Origin of the sequence: Methanoregula boonei 6A8, assembly GCF_000017625.1 — an archaeon.
GTDB classification, from domain to species: domain Archaea; phylum Halobacteriota; class Methanomicrobia; order Methanomicrobiales; family Methanospirillaceae; genus Methanoregula; species Methanoregula boonei.
Genome location: NC_009712.1, coordinates 341,633 through 359,103, shown reverse-complemented (window position 1 = coordinate 359,103; position 17,471 = coordinate 341,633). Strand labels below are relative to the sequence as shown.

The window sequence follows — 17,471 nt, the reverse complement described above, 5'->3', positions numbered from 1 at the left end:
TTTTTTTGGGGTATATCCATGTCAATAAAACGGGATATCGGAATATTGCTCATTATCACATGCCTTGTCGGGATTTGTGCTTTTTTTATCATAAATACAACTACACCAACATCTTATGAATCTTGGAATGAAAAAACCGTGGAAAAGATCGGTTACTCCCGTGCACCTGAAGGGGGATATGCGGATTTTGCTCCTGATGATCCCGATTTGTATTCTACATATTACTTCTCTCTGGCATTGAAAAATGAGCATATTGGCTTGATGCAGAAAGAACAGACAGAGCAATGGTTGTATTCCCGTGAACAGGATTTCCTCAGGAATACTTCTGAGGTTTCTCTCAAAGACCTATATTACCTGACCGGCTGCATGAAAAACTACGATATCCCTCCGGAAAATCAGTCTGGCATCATATCCCTTGTTGAACAATTCGGGAAATCAGATGGCTCTTATGCAGACAGGCCGGGATTTAATGGATCCTCCCTGGACACCGCAAGGGCTTTGAAAATCTTGGAGTTTACCGGAAACAATGTAGTAACGGCAAATATTACCCGCGAGTGGCTTATGCAGCAGTGGAAAAGCGATCAGATATCCACTGATGAGGACTACCTACTAGCAGAAACAGAAATCCTGGTCCCGGCATTTCATCTGGCAAATATCGATCCAAATGAGTTTGAGATCGACAGTTCACAAAAAAGTGTAGAGGAACAACATGCCTTGATATGGAAATCCCGATTGGGGGATCTACCCGAAAAAAAAATTGATCTGTTCACTCTTAATGCTCTTGAAACAGAATTGCGTACATCCGGAGGGCTCACACCGGATATCTCAAGAAAAGTACAGGATTACGTGTACTCCCTGGAATTACCTGATGGAGGGTATAATGCGATCCTGAATAACTATGGCGACGCCCAGGGAACATATCTGGCAACAAAATTGTTATCTGACATTGGAAGTCCGGTAAACAACAGGACGATTAATTTCATCAAGCGGCATGAGAGCCGGTACGGAGGCTTCCACCCTGCATTTAAGATCACTCCATCTCCCAAAGATACCTGGTTTGCAATCCGAGCATTGACTCTGCTGGATCCACGCAACCCTACGGTTTCTGAGATCAAACCTTGGCTTGACACCCAGCTTAGTAGTCCCCACCTTTCTCCAGAAAACCAGTACTATGTTGTGATGACATATGGGGAATTGGGGGAATCGGTTCCCAACGCAGCCTCCATTAGGAGCACGCTTGAACAGCAAATTACAACAATTTCCGGATCCGCTTCTGGGCCGGGAGATATGGAACAGATTTTTTACCTGCTAAATATGGCAAAAGTGGTAGATCTCTCTTTAGACTCTGTGCAGAAAGACCGTTTAATCCGAAAAATCAACGAAATTCAGAATGCTGATGGGTGTTACGGTCGAGAAAGATCGGATCTTGTGACTACATATTATGCTTTAGGCTCGCTGGATGCGCTTTTGGCAACACCTTCAAATCCAGATGCGTGTGCCGCCTGGATAGAACAGGGGTATACACGAGATGGGGGATACCGATATCGTGGGGAAAACTGGTCCACGAATTTTTCCTACATATCGCCAACTTGGTTGTCTATTTCATCACTAGATTATCTGCACAAATATCCAAAAACTGCGGGTAATACTCTCCAGTGGATCAACAGTAGCAGATATCCCAATGGAGGTATCCAATTGATGCCGAAACAACCGGAAACCGAAGTCAATGACGCCACATTCCGGGAAAGCCTCGAATACACCGTTCAGGGCCTAGAGACCGAGAGAATCTTACTGCATAATGGTGGTTTTTCAAGAGGTTACTGAAATGATAGCCAAAGGAAAGATGGGCACACCCCCTCTCATGGTCAAACCTTGTGTGAACGGAACAACCGTGAGGGAATGAATGGACAGGCGTCTTCCGGCAAGATGTTTCAGAGTATCCGTGCCGTACAGGCAGGAGGGTCCAACAGAAAATGCATAATGAAATGAGTGCTTGTTGATCATTATTGTACAGGAGGTTCATACGCATGAAAAGAAACCGGCTTATCATTTTCACGATTATCTGCGCAGTCATAGCCCTGCTCGGGCTAATCACCTATCAGCGGTTTTTGGCCGTTGGCGTTATCGTTTTATTCTGCCTGGCTCTGTTTGTCTGGTATGTAATCGAAAAACTGTCAGCGATCCAGCAGAGTCTCGAAAAGATTGAGCGGCATTTGGATGAGATACGAAGATCTAGGCCGTGAGCCGCGCGAAGTTTTCCGCTGCCGGCGCAGTTACCGGGAGAGAGTTCTTTTTTTGAGGAAACCCTGGAAAGCGGTCGGGTACAACCGATCTTTTTTCCCGGCACCGGGCGTTATTGAAGAGAGCATATGCATTGTGCTTAAAATTCCGGTGGCTGGAGAGATGAGATAAACCAGCGGATCCTGGGAAGAAACCGGAGAGTTATGATACTATCATCAATCGTCTGATTGAATTTTATTTGGAACATCCCCATAAGTGGACCGATTTTCTTCTTTTTGAGAATAGCAAAAACCTTCAGGATTTCCCCGAAAAAATCATTTTACCACAATGGCAGGAAAATAATCCCTTCTCTTTTTTGCCAATGCCGGAGCAAACAGCAATCGCCAGAGCCGGTATCCCGCGTGAATCGTAATCGCTGCAAATGCCCCCATGAGCGCGACGGCGGCCGGGTGAAAACATCCATATTTTCCGGCGAGATCGAACAGAAAAACAATTGCCATAACGCATACCGGGATCTGCAACGTGTAACCCATGACCAGAAGGAATGAGGGGGGCTCATCAGGCATAACCCGTAATCTGTAAGCAGATATCATTTTCATCTCCTGCAGGGCCTAAAATTCCGGTGGCTGGTGAGATTTTCCCGGAAAAACCCGGGCGCCTTTGTCCAGAATGATATTTTGGAGCCGGGGGGTAAGCGCCCGGGATGGTTGTATTGATCCGGGTTGACGAACTCAGGTCACCAGACACCGGGGAAGTATTTGTCGGATACGAGAATAAACTTATGCACATAATGTGCGTTAAGCCCTAAATGTGCATGACCCATATTGAAATCTAATGAACGAGAAAGAAAATACCGTCAAGTCACGCCTTCATTACGGTACTGATTCTCTCGATCTTACTATCCCCACCGATATCGTCAAGTCCAAGAAGGTTAATCCCGGCGATGTCTTTCGACTGATCGTGAAGGAAGAAAAAGGCAATCTTATTTTACAATACGAGCGCGTCTACAAGACGAAAACGTAAGATGGTGGTGGAAACACATCACGACTTCGCCCTTTATTGCGGCAGATTGAACCCGAGAAGTGTCGAAGGGTATTAAAAAAGTTCACTTTCCCTCAAAAAAGTAAACGTCCAAAACTAAAATAGAAACTTCCATATGTCTTGTTTCACATAGTTAATTTTCATGAAGGTTGCGGCGTTAGATGAAGTTGATGATCTGGAGACTGCGGTATTTTCTTTTCCTGCAATTCGCGGCACTCAAGCGGGTAGAGAATATTATTCCGCTATGGTTCAGCTGAAGCTCGTTCCGACAATTTTTCGATTCAACGAATCGGAAGTTCCAGCACAGGTTAGAGCACAACGCGTTCTGAATCACGCACGGATTCCAGAAATTGCACACTATATTATAAGCAATCCCCACGACTACGTTTTTTCATCAATTGCAGCGTCAATAAGTGAAGTTCCGGTAAAATTCGTTCCCGCTCCACAAGATAACCCGAATAGCAGAGTCGGAAAAATTATCATACCCATGGGCGCGAGGGTTCTCATCAATGATGGGCAACACCGAAGAGCGGCAATCGAATCAGCTCTTAAAGAGCGGCCAGAGCTTGGCAATGAAACAATATCCGTGGTTTTTTTTATAGATACAGGATTGAAGCGCAGCCAGCAGATGTTTTCAGATCTGAACCGTCACGCTGTGAGACCGACAAAATCTATAAGCATTCTTTACGATTCACGAGAGGCATTCGCTCAATCTGTACGTGATATCGCAACTTCACTTCCAATTTTCAAAGATCTCACCGAATTTGAAAAAACATCAATCTCAAACAGATCAAGAAAAATGTTCACGCTCTCTACGATTTATCAAGCGACCGCTGCACTTCTCGGAAAGAAGACTAAAGTAAAAAAAATAACAAATGATGAGGAAAAACTTGCCTCCAAATATTGGAATATAGTGGCTGATAATATTCCCGAGTGGCAACAATTGATCCGAGGAGATGTTGCCAGCAGTTCACTTCGTAATGATTTCATTCACGCCCACGGAATCGCTCTTCATGCACTCGGTCTTGCGGGTCATGCCCTCATTGAAGAATATCCTGATACTTGGGAAGAAAAATTGGAAAATCTTCATAAGATTGACTGGTCTCGTTCAAATGCAGAGGTCTGGGAAGGGCGTGCAATGAATAACGGAACTATATCCAAATCCCAGATGAATCTCGCATTAACCACAAACTACCTCAAATATATCTTAACCTTACCTCTTACGAAAGAAGAAGAAAAAAATGAAAAGAAATACCAGACACAAGTTCGTGGAAAGTTAAGATGACCTCCAAAAAAACTCCTAACGGAACGACCGATTCAGTATTCGATAAAAAAGGTTTGCAGAACATTTATCGCGAGATTCGAGAAGTTTACCTTAGTGACAGCCGCCCGTGGGTTATTGGTTATAGTGGTGGAAAAGATTCAACAACTGCTCTTCAACTCGTTTGGTATGCAATTGCAGAATTACCGGAAGAAAAAAGAACAAAACCGGTATTTGTCATTTCCTCTGACACCCTCGTTGAAACGCCGGTAATTGTGGACTATCTTACAACAACTCTGGAGCGGATCAATAAGACGGCAGCAGAAAAGAAAATGCCATTCAAGGCATTCAAACTCACCCCTCGCATCATTGATTCATTCTGGGTGAATCTTATCGGAAAGGGATATCCAGCGCCAAGCACCCAGTTCCGGTGGTGCACGGAACGATTGAAGATCCGTACCGCAGACCGGTTCATTCTTGAAAGTGTCACAAAATACGGCGAGGTCGTCATGATCCTCGGCGTACGAAAAGGGGAAAGTGCAACCCGTGATCAAGTGATGAACCTGTATAAAATCGAAGGATCAAAACTCTCTCATCATTCCCGATTTCCTCAGTCGTATGTGTACACACCGATCGAAGAATTTTCAGTTGACGATGTCTGGACTTACCTGCTGCAAAAACCATCGCCCTGGGGGAACAACAACCGGGATCTTCTCGCGCTCTACAAAAGTGCTCAGGATGGGGAATGCCCTCTTGTTGTTGACACTGAAACAGCTTCCTGTGGGAACAGTCGGTTTGGATGCTGGGTCTGTACAGTCGTGCAGAAAGACCGGAGCATGGAAGCACTTATTGAAAGTGGGGAAGACTGGATGGAACCCCTTCTTGATTTCCGAAATGAGTTAGCTGAAACCCAGATCCCGGAGAAGAAACTCGAATACCGGGATTACCGTCGGATGAATGGAAAAGTAAAATTCATGCAGGCCGGTGATTCCAAAAAAGTTATTCCTGGTCCCTATACCCTTGAATACTCAAAGATATTACTAAGAAAATTGCTTGAAGCACAGAAGAGTGTGCGTAAAAATGGTCCCAATCCAAACTTTTCGCTGATCCTATTGGAGGAGCTCCAAGAAATACGTCGTATCTGGATGACACAGAAGAGCGATTGGAATGATTCGGTCGTAAAAATCTACGAGGAGGTCACAGGAGAACGTCTCGACTGGACGAAGGATGATCTCGGCTCATTTTCCCAATCTGAACAGGATCTCTTAAAGAAAATCTGTGATGATCAAAAATTACCCCTCCGTCTCGTAACAAAACTACTGGATGTAGAGAGGCAGATGCAGGGAATGACCCGCCGTTCATCGATTTATAATCGAATCGGTGAGGTGCTGTCTGAAGATTGGATTTCAGAGGACGAAGTAAAGAAGGCTCTTATAAATCCAAAAGCAGTTGATACAAAACGCCGAAGTCTCCGATATGTGTGAGGTTTTGTCATGTTATTACACTCACTTACACTCGAAAACATCCGAATTTTCAAAGGCAAAAATAGACTAGATTTCACACCGATCCTTACTTCGGACGTAAAAAAACCTATCATTCTAATTGGAGGGAAGAACGGTGCCGGGAAAACTACTCTCTTCGAATCCATTCTTCTCTGTCTCTACGGTCAGCATGCCCCTGGCAGTTTGATGTCAAAAACAAAATATGAGCAGTACATCCGACAGATCGTTCCACGGAGTAAAAAATTAGAAGCCGAGCTTATTCCAGCAATTGAAATTGTGTTTGAATTTACTCATTCGGGAATACGAAACACCTATGGTGTTCGACGTGAATGGTCACTCGGGCCAAAATTTTCCGAGAATTTGACAATCACATGCGAAGGAAGTATACTTTCAGAGCTCGAAAAGGACCAATGGCAGGATCTTCTCAATGAACTCATCCCCCCCCGGTTTGCTCGACTCTTCCTGTTTGACGGGGAGAAGATCCAGAACATCGTAGATGATAATGACGAAAATAATTATCTTCAGGATTCTTTCAAATCATTGCTTGGCCTTGACATCGTTGACCATCTCAAAGCTGATTTAGGAATTTATTTAAGCCGTCATCTAAGGAGTTCAGATATAAGTGCGATCAATAAACAGATGAAGGAAACTACTTCTGAAATAGGGAAAATCGAGGAAGAAAAGGAATATTTGGAACAGGAACGCGCCAAGGTCCAGGGCCAGAGTGAGAGAGTTCAATTGGAAATTGGAAAACAAGAACAACTCCTTGCAAGCGAGGGCGGTGGCTTCGCCCGAATACGAGATGATATGAAAGCCGAGAAGGTACGGCTTGATCAATTTGTGGTAAAAACGGAGAATGAGATAAGTGAATTATGTGAAGGTTTGTTTCCTTTCGCGATAACACCAAAATACTGTGAGTCCCTTAAAAAAACTCTGATTGAGGAGGACAAAGTCCAGGCTCATGCGCTTTCGCAAGAAATAATTCATGCAAATATTGAAGAATTGAACAAAATCATTCAATCCCCCGCCTTTTGGTCGGATGTGTCTGTTCCCTCATCCCAGAAAGAAAAAGTACGGGAGAAACTTGTCGATCTAATGTATCAGCACTTGGTTACTGATGATAGCGTGAAGAAAAAGAAGTTAGTTCATCATCTTTCTCAACACGAATACAAACAACTCCTGCAATGGATCGAAGAGGCAACGAAGACAACTCCTAAGAAGATGAAAGAGCTATCTGAACAACTTGAGAAATTGACTGCACAGCGCCTCAAGATTGCCGAAATGATCAATAAGGCCCCTTCGGATGAGGTGATAGCTCCACATATCACTAAGCTCAATGAATTAAATCAGAAAATTGGCCAATGTTCCGAGCAACTCAGGTCGATTAACGAATCAATTCGACAGATTGATCTACGACTAAATGAGCTAAACCGCCAACGGAAAAAATTTGAGGAAGAAATTCAAGGAGCAAAGGGCGGCTCGATAAAGATGGAACTTGCCCTGCAGGTCACTACAGTTCTAAACGAATACGCAAAAGAACTCCAGAAACAGAAGATCAATTATCTCGGTGATAATATCCTGTCATGCTTCAACCGCTTGATACGGAAAGACGATTATGTCCAGAAAATTCTGATCGACGAGAATTACAATATTATCTTGTATGATGCCGACGGCAACACTATTCCAAAAAATCTACTCTCCGCTGGAGAGAAAGAGATCTTTGCCGTATCTTTGCTTTGGGGGCTCACCCTTACTTCTGGACGACAACTTCCATTTATCATTGACACTCCACTTGGGAGGCTCGATAGCGAACATCGAGGAAATCTTGTAATGGATTTCTTCCAACATGCTGGCGACCAAATGATCATCTTCTCCACGGATACCGAGATTGACAAGGAATATTTCCGGATCCTTCAGCCACAGATTGCCCGGGCATATCATCTCGACTATTCCAAGAAAGAGCGCCATACATCAATCTCACCGGGCTATTTCTGGCAAGAGGTGGAATCATGAGAAGCAGTTTCTATCGTCTCCGGATCAGTGAGAAAGCCACATTCAGGCTCAGCCAGTTGAAAGGAAAAACCGGACTAACACCGAATATCATCTGTCGAATAGCAATTTGCTATTCACTTAATGATCCCTCGATTCCCAACCCTGCAGATTACGATGAAAGAGGGCAGGAAATCAACCGTTATTCCCTGACAGGGGAATGGGATACCTTCTTTATTGCGCTCGTAAAAGAACGATGTATTCACGACAAACTTGACCCGGAAGAAGATCTGTACGATCAGCTCCGAGCACACCTGAACAGGGGTGTATTCGGGATCTTCCCTCAAATCAAGAGTCTCGGAGATTTCCGTATCCTTCTGGTACATCAGGCTGCGGGGATCAAATCTGGTATGTTATCCGAGGGGCATTCGCATGGAAAAAATTAACCGTCCAATATACATGGACTCTCACGCCACCACACCGGTGGATCCCCGTGTACTTGAAGCAATGCTTCCCTATTTTTCCGATATCTTCGGGAATGCTGGCAGCATCGACCATGCATATGGAGCTGTTGCTGCCGAGGCCGTGAAGAAAGCCCGGGAACAATGTGCCCACCCCTTGAACGCCCATCCCGAGGAAATCATTTTCACAAGCGGGGCGACCGAGGCAAATAATATCGCCATCCTTGGGACCGCTGAGCAGTACGCCGAGAAGGGTGATCACATCATCACCTGTGTTACCGAGCACAAGGCAGTTCTCGATACCTGCAAACATCTCCAGAAAACTGGGAAGTCTGTGACGTTCTTACCGGTCGATCAATACGGCCTTGTCGATCCGGGTCAGGTTGAAGATGCCATCACGGACAAGACTGTTCTGATCTCCATCATGACCGCCAATAACGAGATTGGTACGATTGCTCCCATCAAAGAGATTGGAAAGATCGCACACGAGCATGGCGTGATCTTTCACACCGATGCAGCGCAGGCAGTCGGGCATATTTCGATAGATGTTAAAGAGATGAATATCGATCTCCTCTCATTTTCCGGTCACAAGATCTACGGCCCCAAAGGGATCGGGGGGTTGTATATCCGGGGCAGCAATCCCCGAGTAAAACTGGCACCAATTGTTTTTGGCGGTGGGCAGGAGAAAGGGCTCCGGTCAGGTACGCTGAATGTGCCGGGAATTGTTGGGCTCGGAAAGGCGCTTGCAGTCGCCGAGAAAGAGATGGCAAAAGAGGAGAAGCAATACCGCAAATGGACCACGCAGATGTTCGATGCGTTCAAAGATGCGTATCCCTCTGTGATGCTGAACGGACATCCCACGAAAAGACTCGCTCACAATCTGAATGTATGTTTCCCCGGCATTGAGAGCAAGGCGCTGATTCATCTGTTGAAGGATGACGTGTCGATCTCTGCCGGGTCTGCGTGTACGACAACAAGTGTTGAACCGTCGCATGTGTTGTTGGCAATTGGGCGGACAGAAGAGGAGTCGCACTGGGCGGTGCGGTTTGGGTTAGGGAGAGGAAATACAGAAGAAATTATTGAATATACGATAATCACACTAAAGGACGATTTAAATAAAATAAAAAAAATTTCTGATATTTGAGTCAAAAACGGGATTTTTGAGTTAACTACCCTTTTAAGATCAAACAGATCACAATATCTATTTAAACAGATGGAAATAATCCATCCATATGGATTTTGAATTTAAACAAGGTCTTAATTTGTTAAATTATTTGTTAGACCTTGGATTTAAAACTCGCAAATCCGATGAACTTGAATGTATATCATATAATGTGAATCTAAACCTTGCTATTCGTCTCTTCTCTGAATATCCACATATTAGAAAAATCATTTTTCATGCAAATTCCCAAAATTTTTCCATTTCAACGGAACAAAGGGGTCAACTTTTAAAATTAATAGAATCAGAAAAAATTGTGATCAATCACATTTCAAGAAACGAACTTTGTATTCATTCAAAGGTATATCGTTTCAAAAAAGATGGAAATTTCACATTGGGGGCAATAACATCAGCCAATTTTTCCGAGAATTCCAACCTTAATTTTGAATCAATGTATATTAGCGAAAGATTAGACTTCATCGAAGACCTTGGAAGTGGAGTAGCTGAAAAGTTACAACTATATGAAATAAAAGAGAAAAAATCACTTCCTGAATCAATCGTTCAAATACTTGATTCGGATCGAAAAATTGATAAACGATTTGTTGAGGGGCTGTGGGTTCATCAGCAGGCAATCCTTGAATGGCTTGCCCTTCGACGAAAAGGGATTGTCAATATTCCCCCGGGTTGTGGAAAATCTCGGATAGCAATAAGATATATTCAGTATTTATTTAACCGAAACAGAAAAACAACAGTGATAATCTTAGTCCCTACAATTACTTTGATCAATCAATGGAAACAAATTTTAAAAAATGAGGGAATTGATGCGTTCGAAGTAGATATGGATATGAATAATATCGGTCAGTACTTTGCAAATCCCACTGAAAAAGTGATTATAACACTTTATTCAAGATTTTTTGAGAAATATCCGATAATTTTACAAAAAATCAGTATGTTCAAGCCAGACTTATTGACTATTTCTGATGAATGCCATAATCTTTATAGCAGCCTCGAAGATCTCGAACGCTATTATTCTCAAATTTTGAGGTCTGGTACTCCGTTTAAACAAAGTTATTTCCTCTCATTATCAGCTACCATTGATTCTTTTATTCAGGAAAATGTTGACCGATTTATTGCATTAAATGGTGGCGAACAAAATCGTTTTTCTATCTCAATACCCAGTTTCTATAGTTATTGGAATAACCTCAATAAGACACCCTGTTTGAAGCCCATCATGTATCAACCCCTGTATTATAACTTAAGCCTTTCAGAGATGCAAAAATATCTAGAGTTAAGCCGGTTTGTGGGGATAGAATCTCAAAATGTCACACTCCAAGGAGATAATTCATTTGACGCTGCGATTAGAAGGGCACAATATGTAAGGGGTCTTGAAGGGAGTTACAAAATATTAAAAAGTTATATTCAAACACATATCGAAGCCTTCAATCGCGGTAATACAATCATTTTTGTCCCAACACATGAATTTGCTGAAGAATTAAGAACATTTTTAGTTAATACTAAAGGATGGAATCCAAAATCTTCTGCATATGTATACGATTCAAAAAAATCCGATATGTATCTTCAACATGCGTTAGAACAATTCAAAAATAATCTTGGTTTTTGCTTGATTTCAGAAATCATGTTGTCAGAAGGATTCGACATCCCAGTGATATCCCGGGTTGTTTTACATGGATCGCACAAATCACAAAGAGACTGGATCCAAAAAATAGGAAGGGCAATTCGATTCGATCCAACAAATGAGAGTAGCCTTGCTGAAGTAATTGATTTAGTTTTTTGCAATCCCACTGGGAAAGTGTTACCTATTGAAGAAGAGAGATACGAAACATTAAAGTCGATTTCTAAATAATTTACAATATAATTGGGGGGAATTAGTACGGGTTCAGATAAACCAATTGTCATTCAAGAGAGAATAAATCAAGTTCTAAACGAGGAATTTACAAAATTGTTACGGGAAAATGAGGATGATTTGCTTCTAAAATTTCTCATTAACGACGAACTCAAAAATTATACAATCGATCAACTTAAAGAAATTCTGCCAGAGGTAAAATAATGGCCCAAGATGTTTTTTTTGAATTCATCGACATTAAGGGATATCGAGGAAGGAATTTCGAATTGAAAATGAACCCTCCCGGTGAGCATACCGTATTCATAATGGATGGAAATACCGGCAAGACCACGACAATCGAACTTATTCGTTGGTGTTTCAAGCATAAGGAATCGGAAGCTGTTGGAAAATTTCGGCACATGTGGATTGAGCCTGCACATGTATTAGATATGATGAAACATGGCCCACAAACCTGTACAATCAAAATTTCTTTTTCAGATAAGAAACATCGTTACTTATTCACGCGTGTGACCAAAGGCGAATATCTTAACGAAATCGACGATAATAAAAAAATCATAGGCGACCGGATTAACGAGGTCCTTGATACACTGGAAATTGATTCCGGTGCCGATGTAATCTCTGGAGATCGAGTAAACCAATATCTACGCGAACAATTCCGATTCGGTCAATCTGTTGATTATTTCTGTTTCGACGGAGAGAGAGCCCGCGACCTTTTAATTAAAGCATCCGATGTCGATAATCTCGACTTTTTAACATCCTTGATCAATACGCGGGCAACTCATCCAATATTGAATCATTATAATGAACAGCTGGAAGCGTTGAAACGAAAAATCTATACAAAAGCGAAGTCGCGAGCCCCAGATAGAAAAATTAAAGAATATATTGAAAAAATTGAGGATAAGGAAGGTGAACTCAAAGCTGCGAGGGATTTGTTAAGATCAAATCGGGATGAACTTGCCCCGATTATAGAGGCAATCAGACTTAAAAATGATGAAATTTCTGAATTGGATAAAAAACGAATTCAAATCCAATCAGAAAAATATTCTGAAAAACTAGATTATGAACGACAGATAGATTCAATCAAACAGAAATGGAGAGATAAGCGTAAATTTTATTACGAAAACTCCTTGAACTGGCTTTCACATATTGATACTGAATATCTCAATAAGTTAAAACATCACGTTCGGGAGGTTGGGAAATTACCGGAGCCCTACAGGAAAGATCTTATATACGCTTGTTTGAATCATAAACCGCCTATTTGCCAGATTTGCGGACGCGAGCTGGACGACGACGCTAGTTATAATCATGTGAAAGAATTAGAGAATCTAGTCGCGAGCCACGAAGTTCAGTCGTTTCTTGCAGATAAGGTTAAAGTGGATAATATCATCTTTTTCCCTGAAAAAGAATATGAATTGCTAATTGCTCAATATCAGACATTCAAGGAAACGGAAACTTTAAAAAATGCCATCGTTCTTTCTGATGAAGATAACGAACTTGTCAATCATCTAAATACAGCTAAAAACGCTCTCGAAGCGTTGCTTTCGAGAAAAAGAGATTTTGAATCGAACATTCAATTTTTATCCAATGAAGTAATCAGACTCGAAGGTGAAAAACAGGAGTTAGAGAGTAATTTGGGATTCTTCAAAGAATATCAGAATGTTCTGAAAAATATCGAGAGAACACAGGACACGATCATTACAACTCAGGAATCAATGAAAGAAAAAACAATTGGAATTATTAGTTCAGTTCTCTCAGAGAGTATTTCCTCAATATTAGGGCCATCCTTTTCAGCAAATTTTTCTAAGGATCACGGTCTCCTATTAGGTGAAAATAATAAATTTTCTCCAGAGATCGGAGGTATGTCAGGGAGAATCATCTTAGCATATTGTTTTGCAGAAGCAATGACCTTAATAGATCCAATCATTATCGATACACCCTCGGGAAATGTCGGTACTCATCGTGATCCTTTAGGTCAACATCTGAATGTTAACCATAACCAGGTTATTTGTTTGTGCCTACCACATGAAACTTTAAATTTTGCACCCCATATTTCGAAGAATCCCATTGAAATTGAAAATCGGGGGGAGTAAATGGTCGAAGTGGAAATTGGTATTCTCCAAATGCCAAAAGAATTGTATGACGTAATAATTCGTCAAAAAAATCAGTACGAGGATAGAGAGCATGCCGAAAAACCCGATGATTTTTCAAAAGATCTCTATAACGATACAAGTTACCTCACCTCGTTTAAAAGATATATCGATATACCCCTAATCTGTTTGTTTTATGGATTATACAAATCGAGAGAACTACCTCCAGAAAGATCCACAGAAATCTCATTTGGGTACACTCTAGAATTTGGGGCGAAGGCCACAGATCAAATTGATTTATTCAATAATTTGTTATTTGCATTATGGGTGGAAAAAAATCCCGTACCAAACGAATATTCCGCACTTATCGGTTATCGGCAACGCCTATACGGTTTCCTCGATAGACTCCAAGATCTCCGCTACATAACTAAGGTTATGATTCCGTTTTATCTCCAGAAAGCAAATGAACCGAACGATGAAAAATCGTTTGTGAATAGGTTGAAATTTAGTGAATACGTAAAATATGAACCAATCGATTTCTCTCCCGAATATCTGGCATTGGAATTTTTTAATGTTCAAAAAGAATTTATGAAATATCTCAAAATTGAAGAAATCGATAAAGGTGCGCAATCCATTGATATTGATAAAATTGCAGAAATGAAAAAGGTTGGAATAACTGATCAATTAGAACGACGCGTAGATAACATTGAGATCCGACTAAGACAACTTATTAAATCGCAAATCACCACCAAAGATGCTCAATTTTGGGATAAAATAATGAATCATGAATTAAAAGAGGATGTAGAAAATCGAATCAGATCGAAATTACATGCTAATCCAATGATCAAAGAATCAGATATCGATATTTTCGATTTCTTTACTATCTATAATTACAAATCAATTATGTCCGAATTCTGGATAATTTTTGAACCAATTTTCAGATCAAAAAGTGACATGAAAGGACAATTTGAAGAATTGACTAACCTAAGAAATGCGCTGAAACATAACCACAAATTAACCCCATTTGAAATGAAAAAAGGAGATGTAACCCTTATGTGGTTCGAAGAAATATTGAAGAATTATTGATTTTTATCATTCTTTTCTTTTAATGCTTTCAAACGTGCTTCCCGCATTCTTTGTTCTAATAGTTTTACAAAGTCTTCAGGTTTATCAATAGATTCCACATCGATTTTATGATAAAGTTTTGAAATTTCAATTATTCTTTGAATTTCATCAAAATTTCCATCGTTTTCTATATATTTCCTGATTTTTTCATAACTACTTCTGTACAGATCATCCCCCTTGATGTGTTGAATGATATAAGCCAAAAGACCGATCAATTCCCTTTTTTCTCTTGCCACCGTTGCGTATCTTTTGGGATATACTCCAGAATATTCTTCAAGAGAGAGTAGAGAGAATTTGTAAAGACCAACTTTTTGAAGTATGTTTTTCGAGAGGGGTCCGACAATCTCGCTCGCTTTAATAAAAACATCATCGATTAATTGGAGGATATCTTCTTTTCTGCTCCAGTTACGGAGAATAATTTCAGGAGACTGAGTAACCTTGATTTCATTAAGGACGTAGGTTACAAGATATAAATCATCGACATAACCATTTTCTGCAATATCGGGAATAACATCCTCTTCAAGAACAAAATATCCTAATGCCGCACTTATCATAATTTTCGTGTGCCAATCTACAAATTTGTCGTTGATAATATTTGATAAGAGTTCAAAAAATATTGGACAATATTGTTGAAGTTCCTTGTTTGGACCGTTGTATATTTTAATATTTTTTGTGAGAAAATCCAAAAACGATATTTCCTGATTCTCAACATCCGTAAGGGACTCGATAATAGAATATCTTAACCGAGGTATTTTTCGATTTTTAATTCCTATGTCTATTTGAGGGTAATCATTTTGTTTGTCCATCATACAACACCCGCCCCATCCTTCACAATCAAATCTTTCGTATTAACCTCGGTAATCTCCCTCACTCCCGCCCCCTTCAACGCCTCGTACGTACTCTGCATCCCAATCTCCGGTGGCACAAACACAATGAATCCGTCCCGGCCCCGGGTCAACACCACCCGATAACTATTCACCCGCAACTGGTGCGGGTCCTTCGCCTTCGAGCGTTTCGCCGGGGGACTCTTCCAGATGCCATCCCAGACAAAATCATCTCCCCAACAGACAATCGGGAAATCCAATTCCAGCCCTTGACACGAGAACTCCGTTGCAACATCACGGAACGCACAGCAGGAATTGAATGATGAGGGGGGATCGGTGTACCACGGTCCTTCTCGCATATTCTTGGTGTAATTGTATTCGTTGTGGATGCCCCACGTGGGGAGATTCTTCGCCTTTGAGGATGCGAGGAGGCCGTAGCGTTTGTCCTCTTGATCCTTGTATCGCTCCTTCACGTAATTCGTTGCAACATTGATGTCCTGTGTGAGGTAAACGTCAAAGCCTTGGCTGGTGACGCTTTCGGACAAGGTTTTCGCATGAATGAGATCGCCTTCGAGTAGGGCAGAGATCCATTGGGCGACATCTTCGGCCAGATGGGACCGAAGAGAGACGGAGAGATCGAGGACATCGCTTGTTGCCAATTTTTTTGCTGCGGTAAAGGTTCCAGCAATTTTCTTGGGGCAATGAACGATCCACGGCTTCTGCATTTTGGCGAGTGCATCATTCCATTGCGGTAATCCCGATTCTTCTCCAAGATGGATCTCCTGGCCTTCGCCAATGAGCGCGACCATCAAACCCCACGAGTTCATCCGTTCCGCTATTCGCAAGAAATCTTCCGGCTCACTCGTGGCATGGCCTCGCTTCTCACTCACCCGCTCAGCATCCCATGCCCGTTGCGCTTCATCATAGACCCAGATGTGTTCATGGGGAATCTTTGCCGTCTCCCCGCCATACTCCTTCAAAAATCCATGAACGTCTTGCACAAAAATTTTGTATTTCAAGGCATGTTGAAGGACTTTCACCAAAGGACCATTGCCCGAGAGAAACACTGCGGTATTCTGGAGGTCGGAACCTTCCAGATGATTCTCATACACCAGTTGAATCCCAACAAGCGTCTTTCCCGCCCCAGGCACACCGGTCACAAGCGCAAGATGCAGCTCATTGTTTGCCTTCGCCGCTTGTGCAATGGAAAGCAACTCAGCAATGGTCTGCGGAATGCCGGCGCTCAACGCTCGTTTGATCTGGGGCAATGGCTGCTTGTTCCAGATCGTCCGGGCTGCTTCGATGAGCGAGGGCAGCGGGGAATATTCTGCAGCGATCCAAACCCGCGGATCAATGAGCGGGCCTGCTTCCAATTCAGATGAAAGGGTAAACACATCGACGATATGATCCGGTGAAAGCACAATCACGTTCTCATTATCTGTGATCTGATCCTTGGCCCGTGCAAGAATGAGGAATGAAAGAACACAATACGGTTGAGAGCCCGCATGATAATTTTTCAAATCCCGAGCATACGCCGCAACCTGATCGCTGTGAGCTTGGAGCAGTTGAGCGTAATCCTTGAATTCCAAAACGAAAACACAGGGGCCTAAAATAATGACATCTGGCCGTCGTCCCCGTTCACGGGGCAATTCGTATTCAAAAATAATCGAGTAGTTTCCAATTTCAGGTTTGATCTGGACGAGCTGTTTTAGTTCTCGTTGAAGAATGTCAAACGAATGATCCCACGCGAGAATTTGACTTTGATCTGCCGGAGAATTCATGCATCGTTGATGATGTGCCTGCAATGACGAGAGCCAATCAGATTTAGAGAGCGAGAGAAACGTGTGAATAGATCCGGACCAACCGCAGGGATCGTTTAACGTCATCTGATCAACATCTCAAATTTATTATAATAAT

At 42.0% G+C, this 17,471-nt stretch carries 13 protein-coding genes; 10 read left to right on the top strand and 3 right to left on the bottom strand.

The window, feature by feature from the left end:
• Positions 1-18: 18 nt before the first annotated feature.
• Positions 19-1,824: a prenyltransferase/squalene oxidase repeat-containing protein gene (locus tag MBOO_RS01855; RefSeq protein ID WP_011991370.1), complete on the top strand. Its 1,806-nt coding sequence runs from the start codon at positions 19-21 to the stop codon at positions 1,822-1,824.
• Between the two features lie 203 nt (positions 1,825-2,027).
• Entirely contained in the window at positions 2,028-2,243 is a 216-nt protein-coding gene (locus tag MBOO_RS01850; RefSeq protein ID WP_048068208.1) for a hypothetical protein, read from the top strand.
• Between the two features lie 312 nt (positions 2,244-2,555).
• On the opposite strand, the gene MBOO_RS01845 is transcribed toward MBOO_RS01850, so the two are convergent.
• Positions 2,556-2,807 (bottom strand): hypothetical protein, encoded by a 252-nt coding sequence (locus MBOO_RS01845; protein ID WP_048068207.1) that lies wholly within the window; start codon positions 2,805-2,807, stop codon positions 2,556-2,558.
• A 617-nt stretch (positions 2,808-3,424) separates the two neighbouring features.
• Between MBOO_RS01845 and dndB the strand changes: the two genes are divergently transcribed.
• From dndB to MBOO_RS01800, 8 genes are all read left to right on the top strand, one after another.
• On the top strand, positions 3,425-4,567 hold the full coding sequence (gene dndB, locus MBOO_RS01835) for a DNA sulfur modification protein DndB (protein ID WP_011991368.1): 1,143 nt from the start codon (positions 3,425-3,427) through the stop codon (positions 4,565-4,567).
• Positions 4,564-6,027 (top strand): DNA phosphorothioation system sulfurtransferase DndC, encoded by a 1,464-nt coding sequence (gene dndC / locus MBOO_RS01830; protein ID WP_011991367.1) that lies wholly within the window; start codon positions 4,564-4,566, stop codon positions 6,025-6,027. Before dndB ends, dndC begins: the two co-directional genes overlap by 4 nt.
• Before the next feature lie 9 nt (positions 6,028-6,036).
• Positions 6,037-8,058 carry a DNA sulfur modification protein DndD gene (gene dndD, locus MBOO_RS01825; protein ID WP_011991366.1) on the top strand — a complete coding sequence of 674 codons (2,022 nt, stop codon included), beginning with the start codon at positions 6,037-6,039 and terminating at the stop codon, positions 8,056-8,058.
• A complete protein-coding gene (gene dndE, locus MBOO_RS13335) occupies positions 8,055-8,480 on the top strand; it encodes a DNA sulfur modification protein DndE (RefSeq protein ID WP_011991365.1) in 426 nt (141 codons plus the stop codon). Before dndD ends, dndE begins: the two co-directional genes overlap by 4 nt.
• 13 nt (positions 8,481-8,493) lie before the next feature.
• Positions 8,494-9,639 (top strand): cysteine desulfurase family protein, encoded by a 1,146-nt coding sequence (locus tag MBOO_RS01815; protein ID WP_232385616.1) that lies wholly within the window; start codon positions 8,494-8,496, stop codon positions 9,637-9,639.
• Between the two features lie 88 nt (positions 9,640-9,727).
• The gene (locus MBOO_RS01810; RefSeq protein WP_011991363.1) at positions 9,728-11,518 is read left to right on the top strand and encodes a DEAD/DEAH box helicase; all 1,791 of its coding nucleotides are present in this window, start codon (positions 9,728-9,730) and stop codon (positions 11,516-11,518) included.
• A 203-nt stretch (positions 11,519-11,721) separates the two neighbouring features.
• Positions 11,722-13,608 (top strand): hypothetical protein, encoded by a 1,887-nt coding sequence (locus MBOO_RS01805; protein WP_011991362.1) that lies wholly within the window; start codon positions 11,722-11,724, stop codon positions 13,606-13,608.
• On the top strand, positions 13,609-14,691 hold the full coding sequence (locus tag MBOO_RS01800) for a hypothetical protein (protein WP_011991361.1): 1,083 nt from the start codon (positions 13,609-13,611) through the stop codon (positions 14,689-14,691). It begins immediately after the preceding gene.
• On the opposite strand, the gene MBOO_RS01795 is transcribed toward MBOO_RS01800, so the two are convergent.
• Together MBOO_RS01795 and MBOO_RS01790 are read right to left on the bottom strand one after the other, a co-directional pair.
• On the bottom strand, positions 14,685-15,539 hold the full coding sequence (locus MBOO_RS01795; RefSeq protein ID WP_011991360.1) for a YkvA family protein: 855 nt from the start codon (positions 15,537-15,539) through the stop codon (positions 14,685-14,687). The genes MBOO_RS01800 and MBOO_RS01795 overlap by 7 nt on opposite strands.
• The gene (locus MBOO_RS01790) at positions 15,536-17,440 is read right to left on the bottom strand and encodes a DUF2075 domain-containing protein (RefSeq protein ID WP_011991359.1); all 1,905 of its coding nucleotides are present in this window, start codon (positions 17,438-17,440) and stop codon (positions 15,536-15,538) included. The genes MBOO_RS01795 and MBOO_RS01790 overlap by 4 nt, the downstream gene beginning before the upstream one ends.
• Positions 17,441-17,471 lie beyond the last annotated feature (31 nt).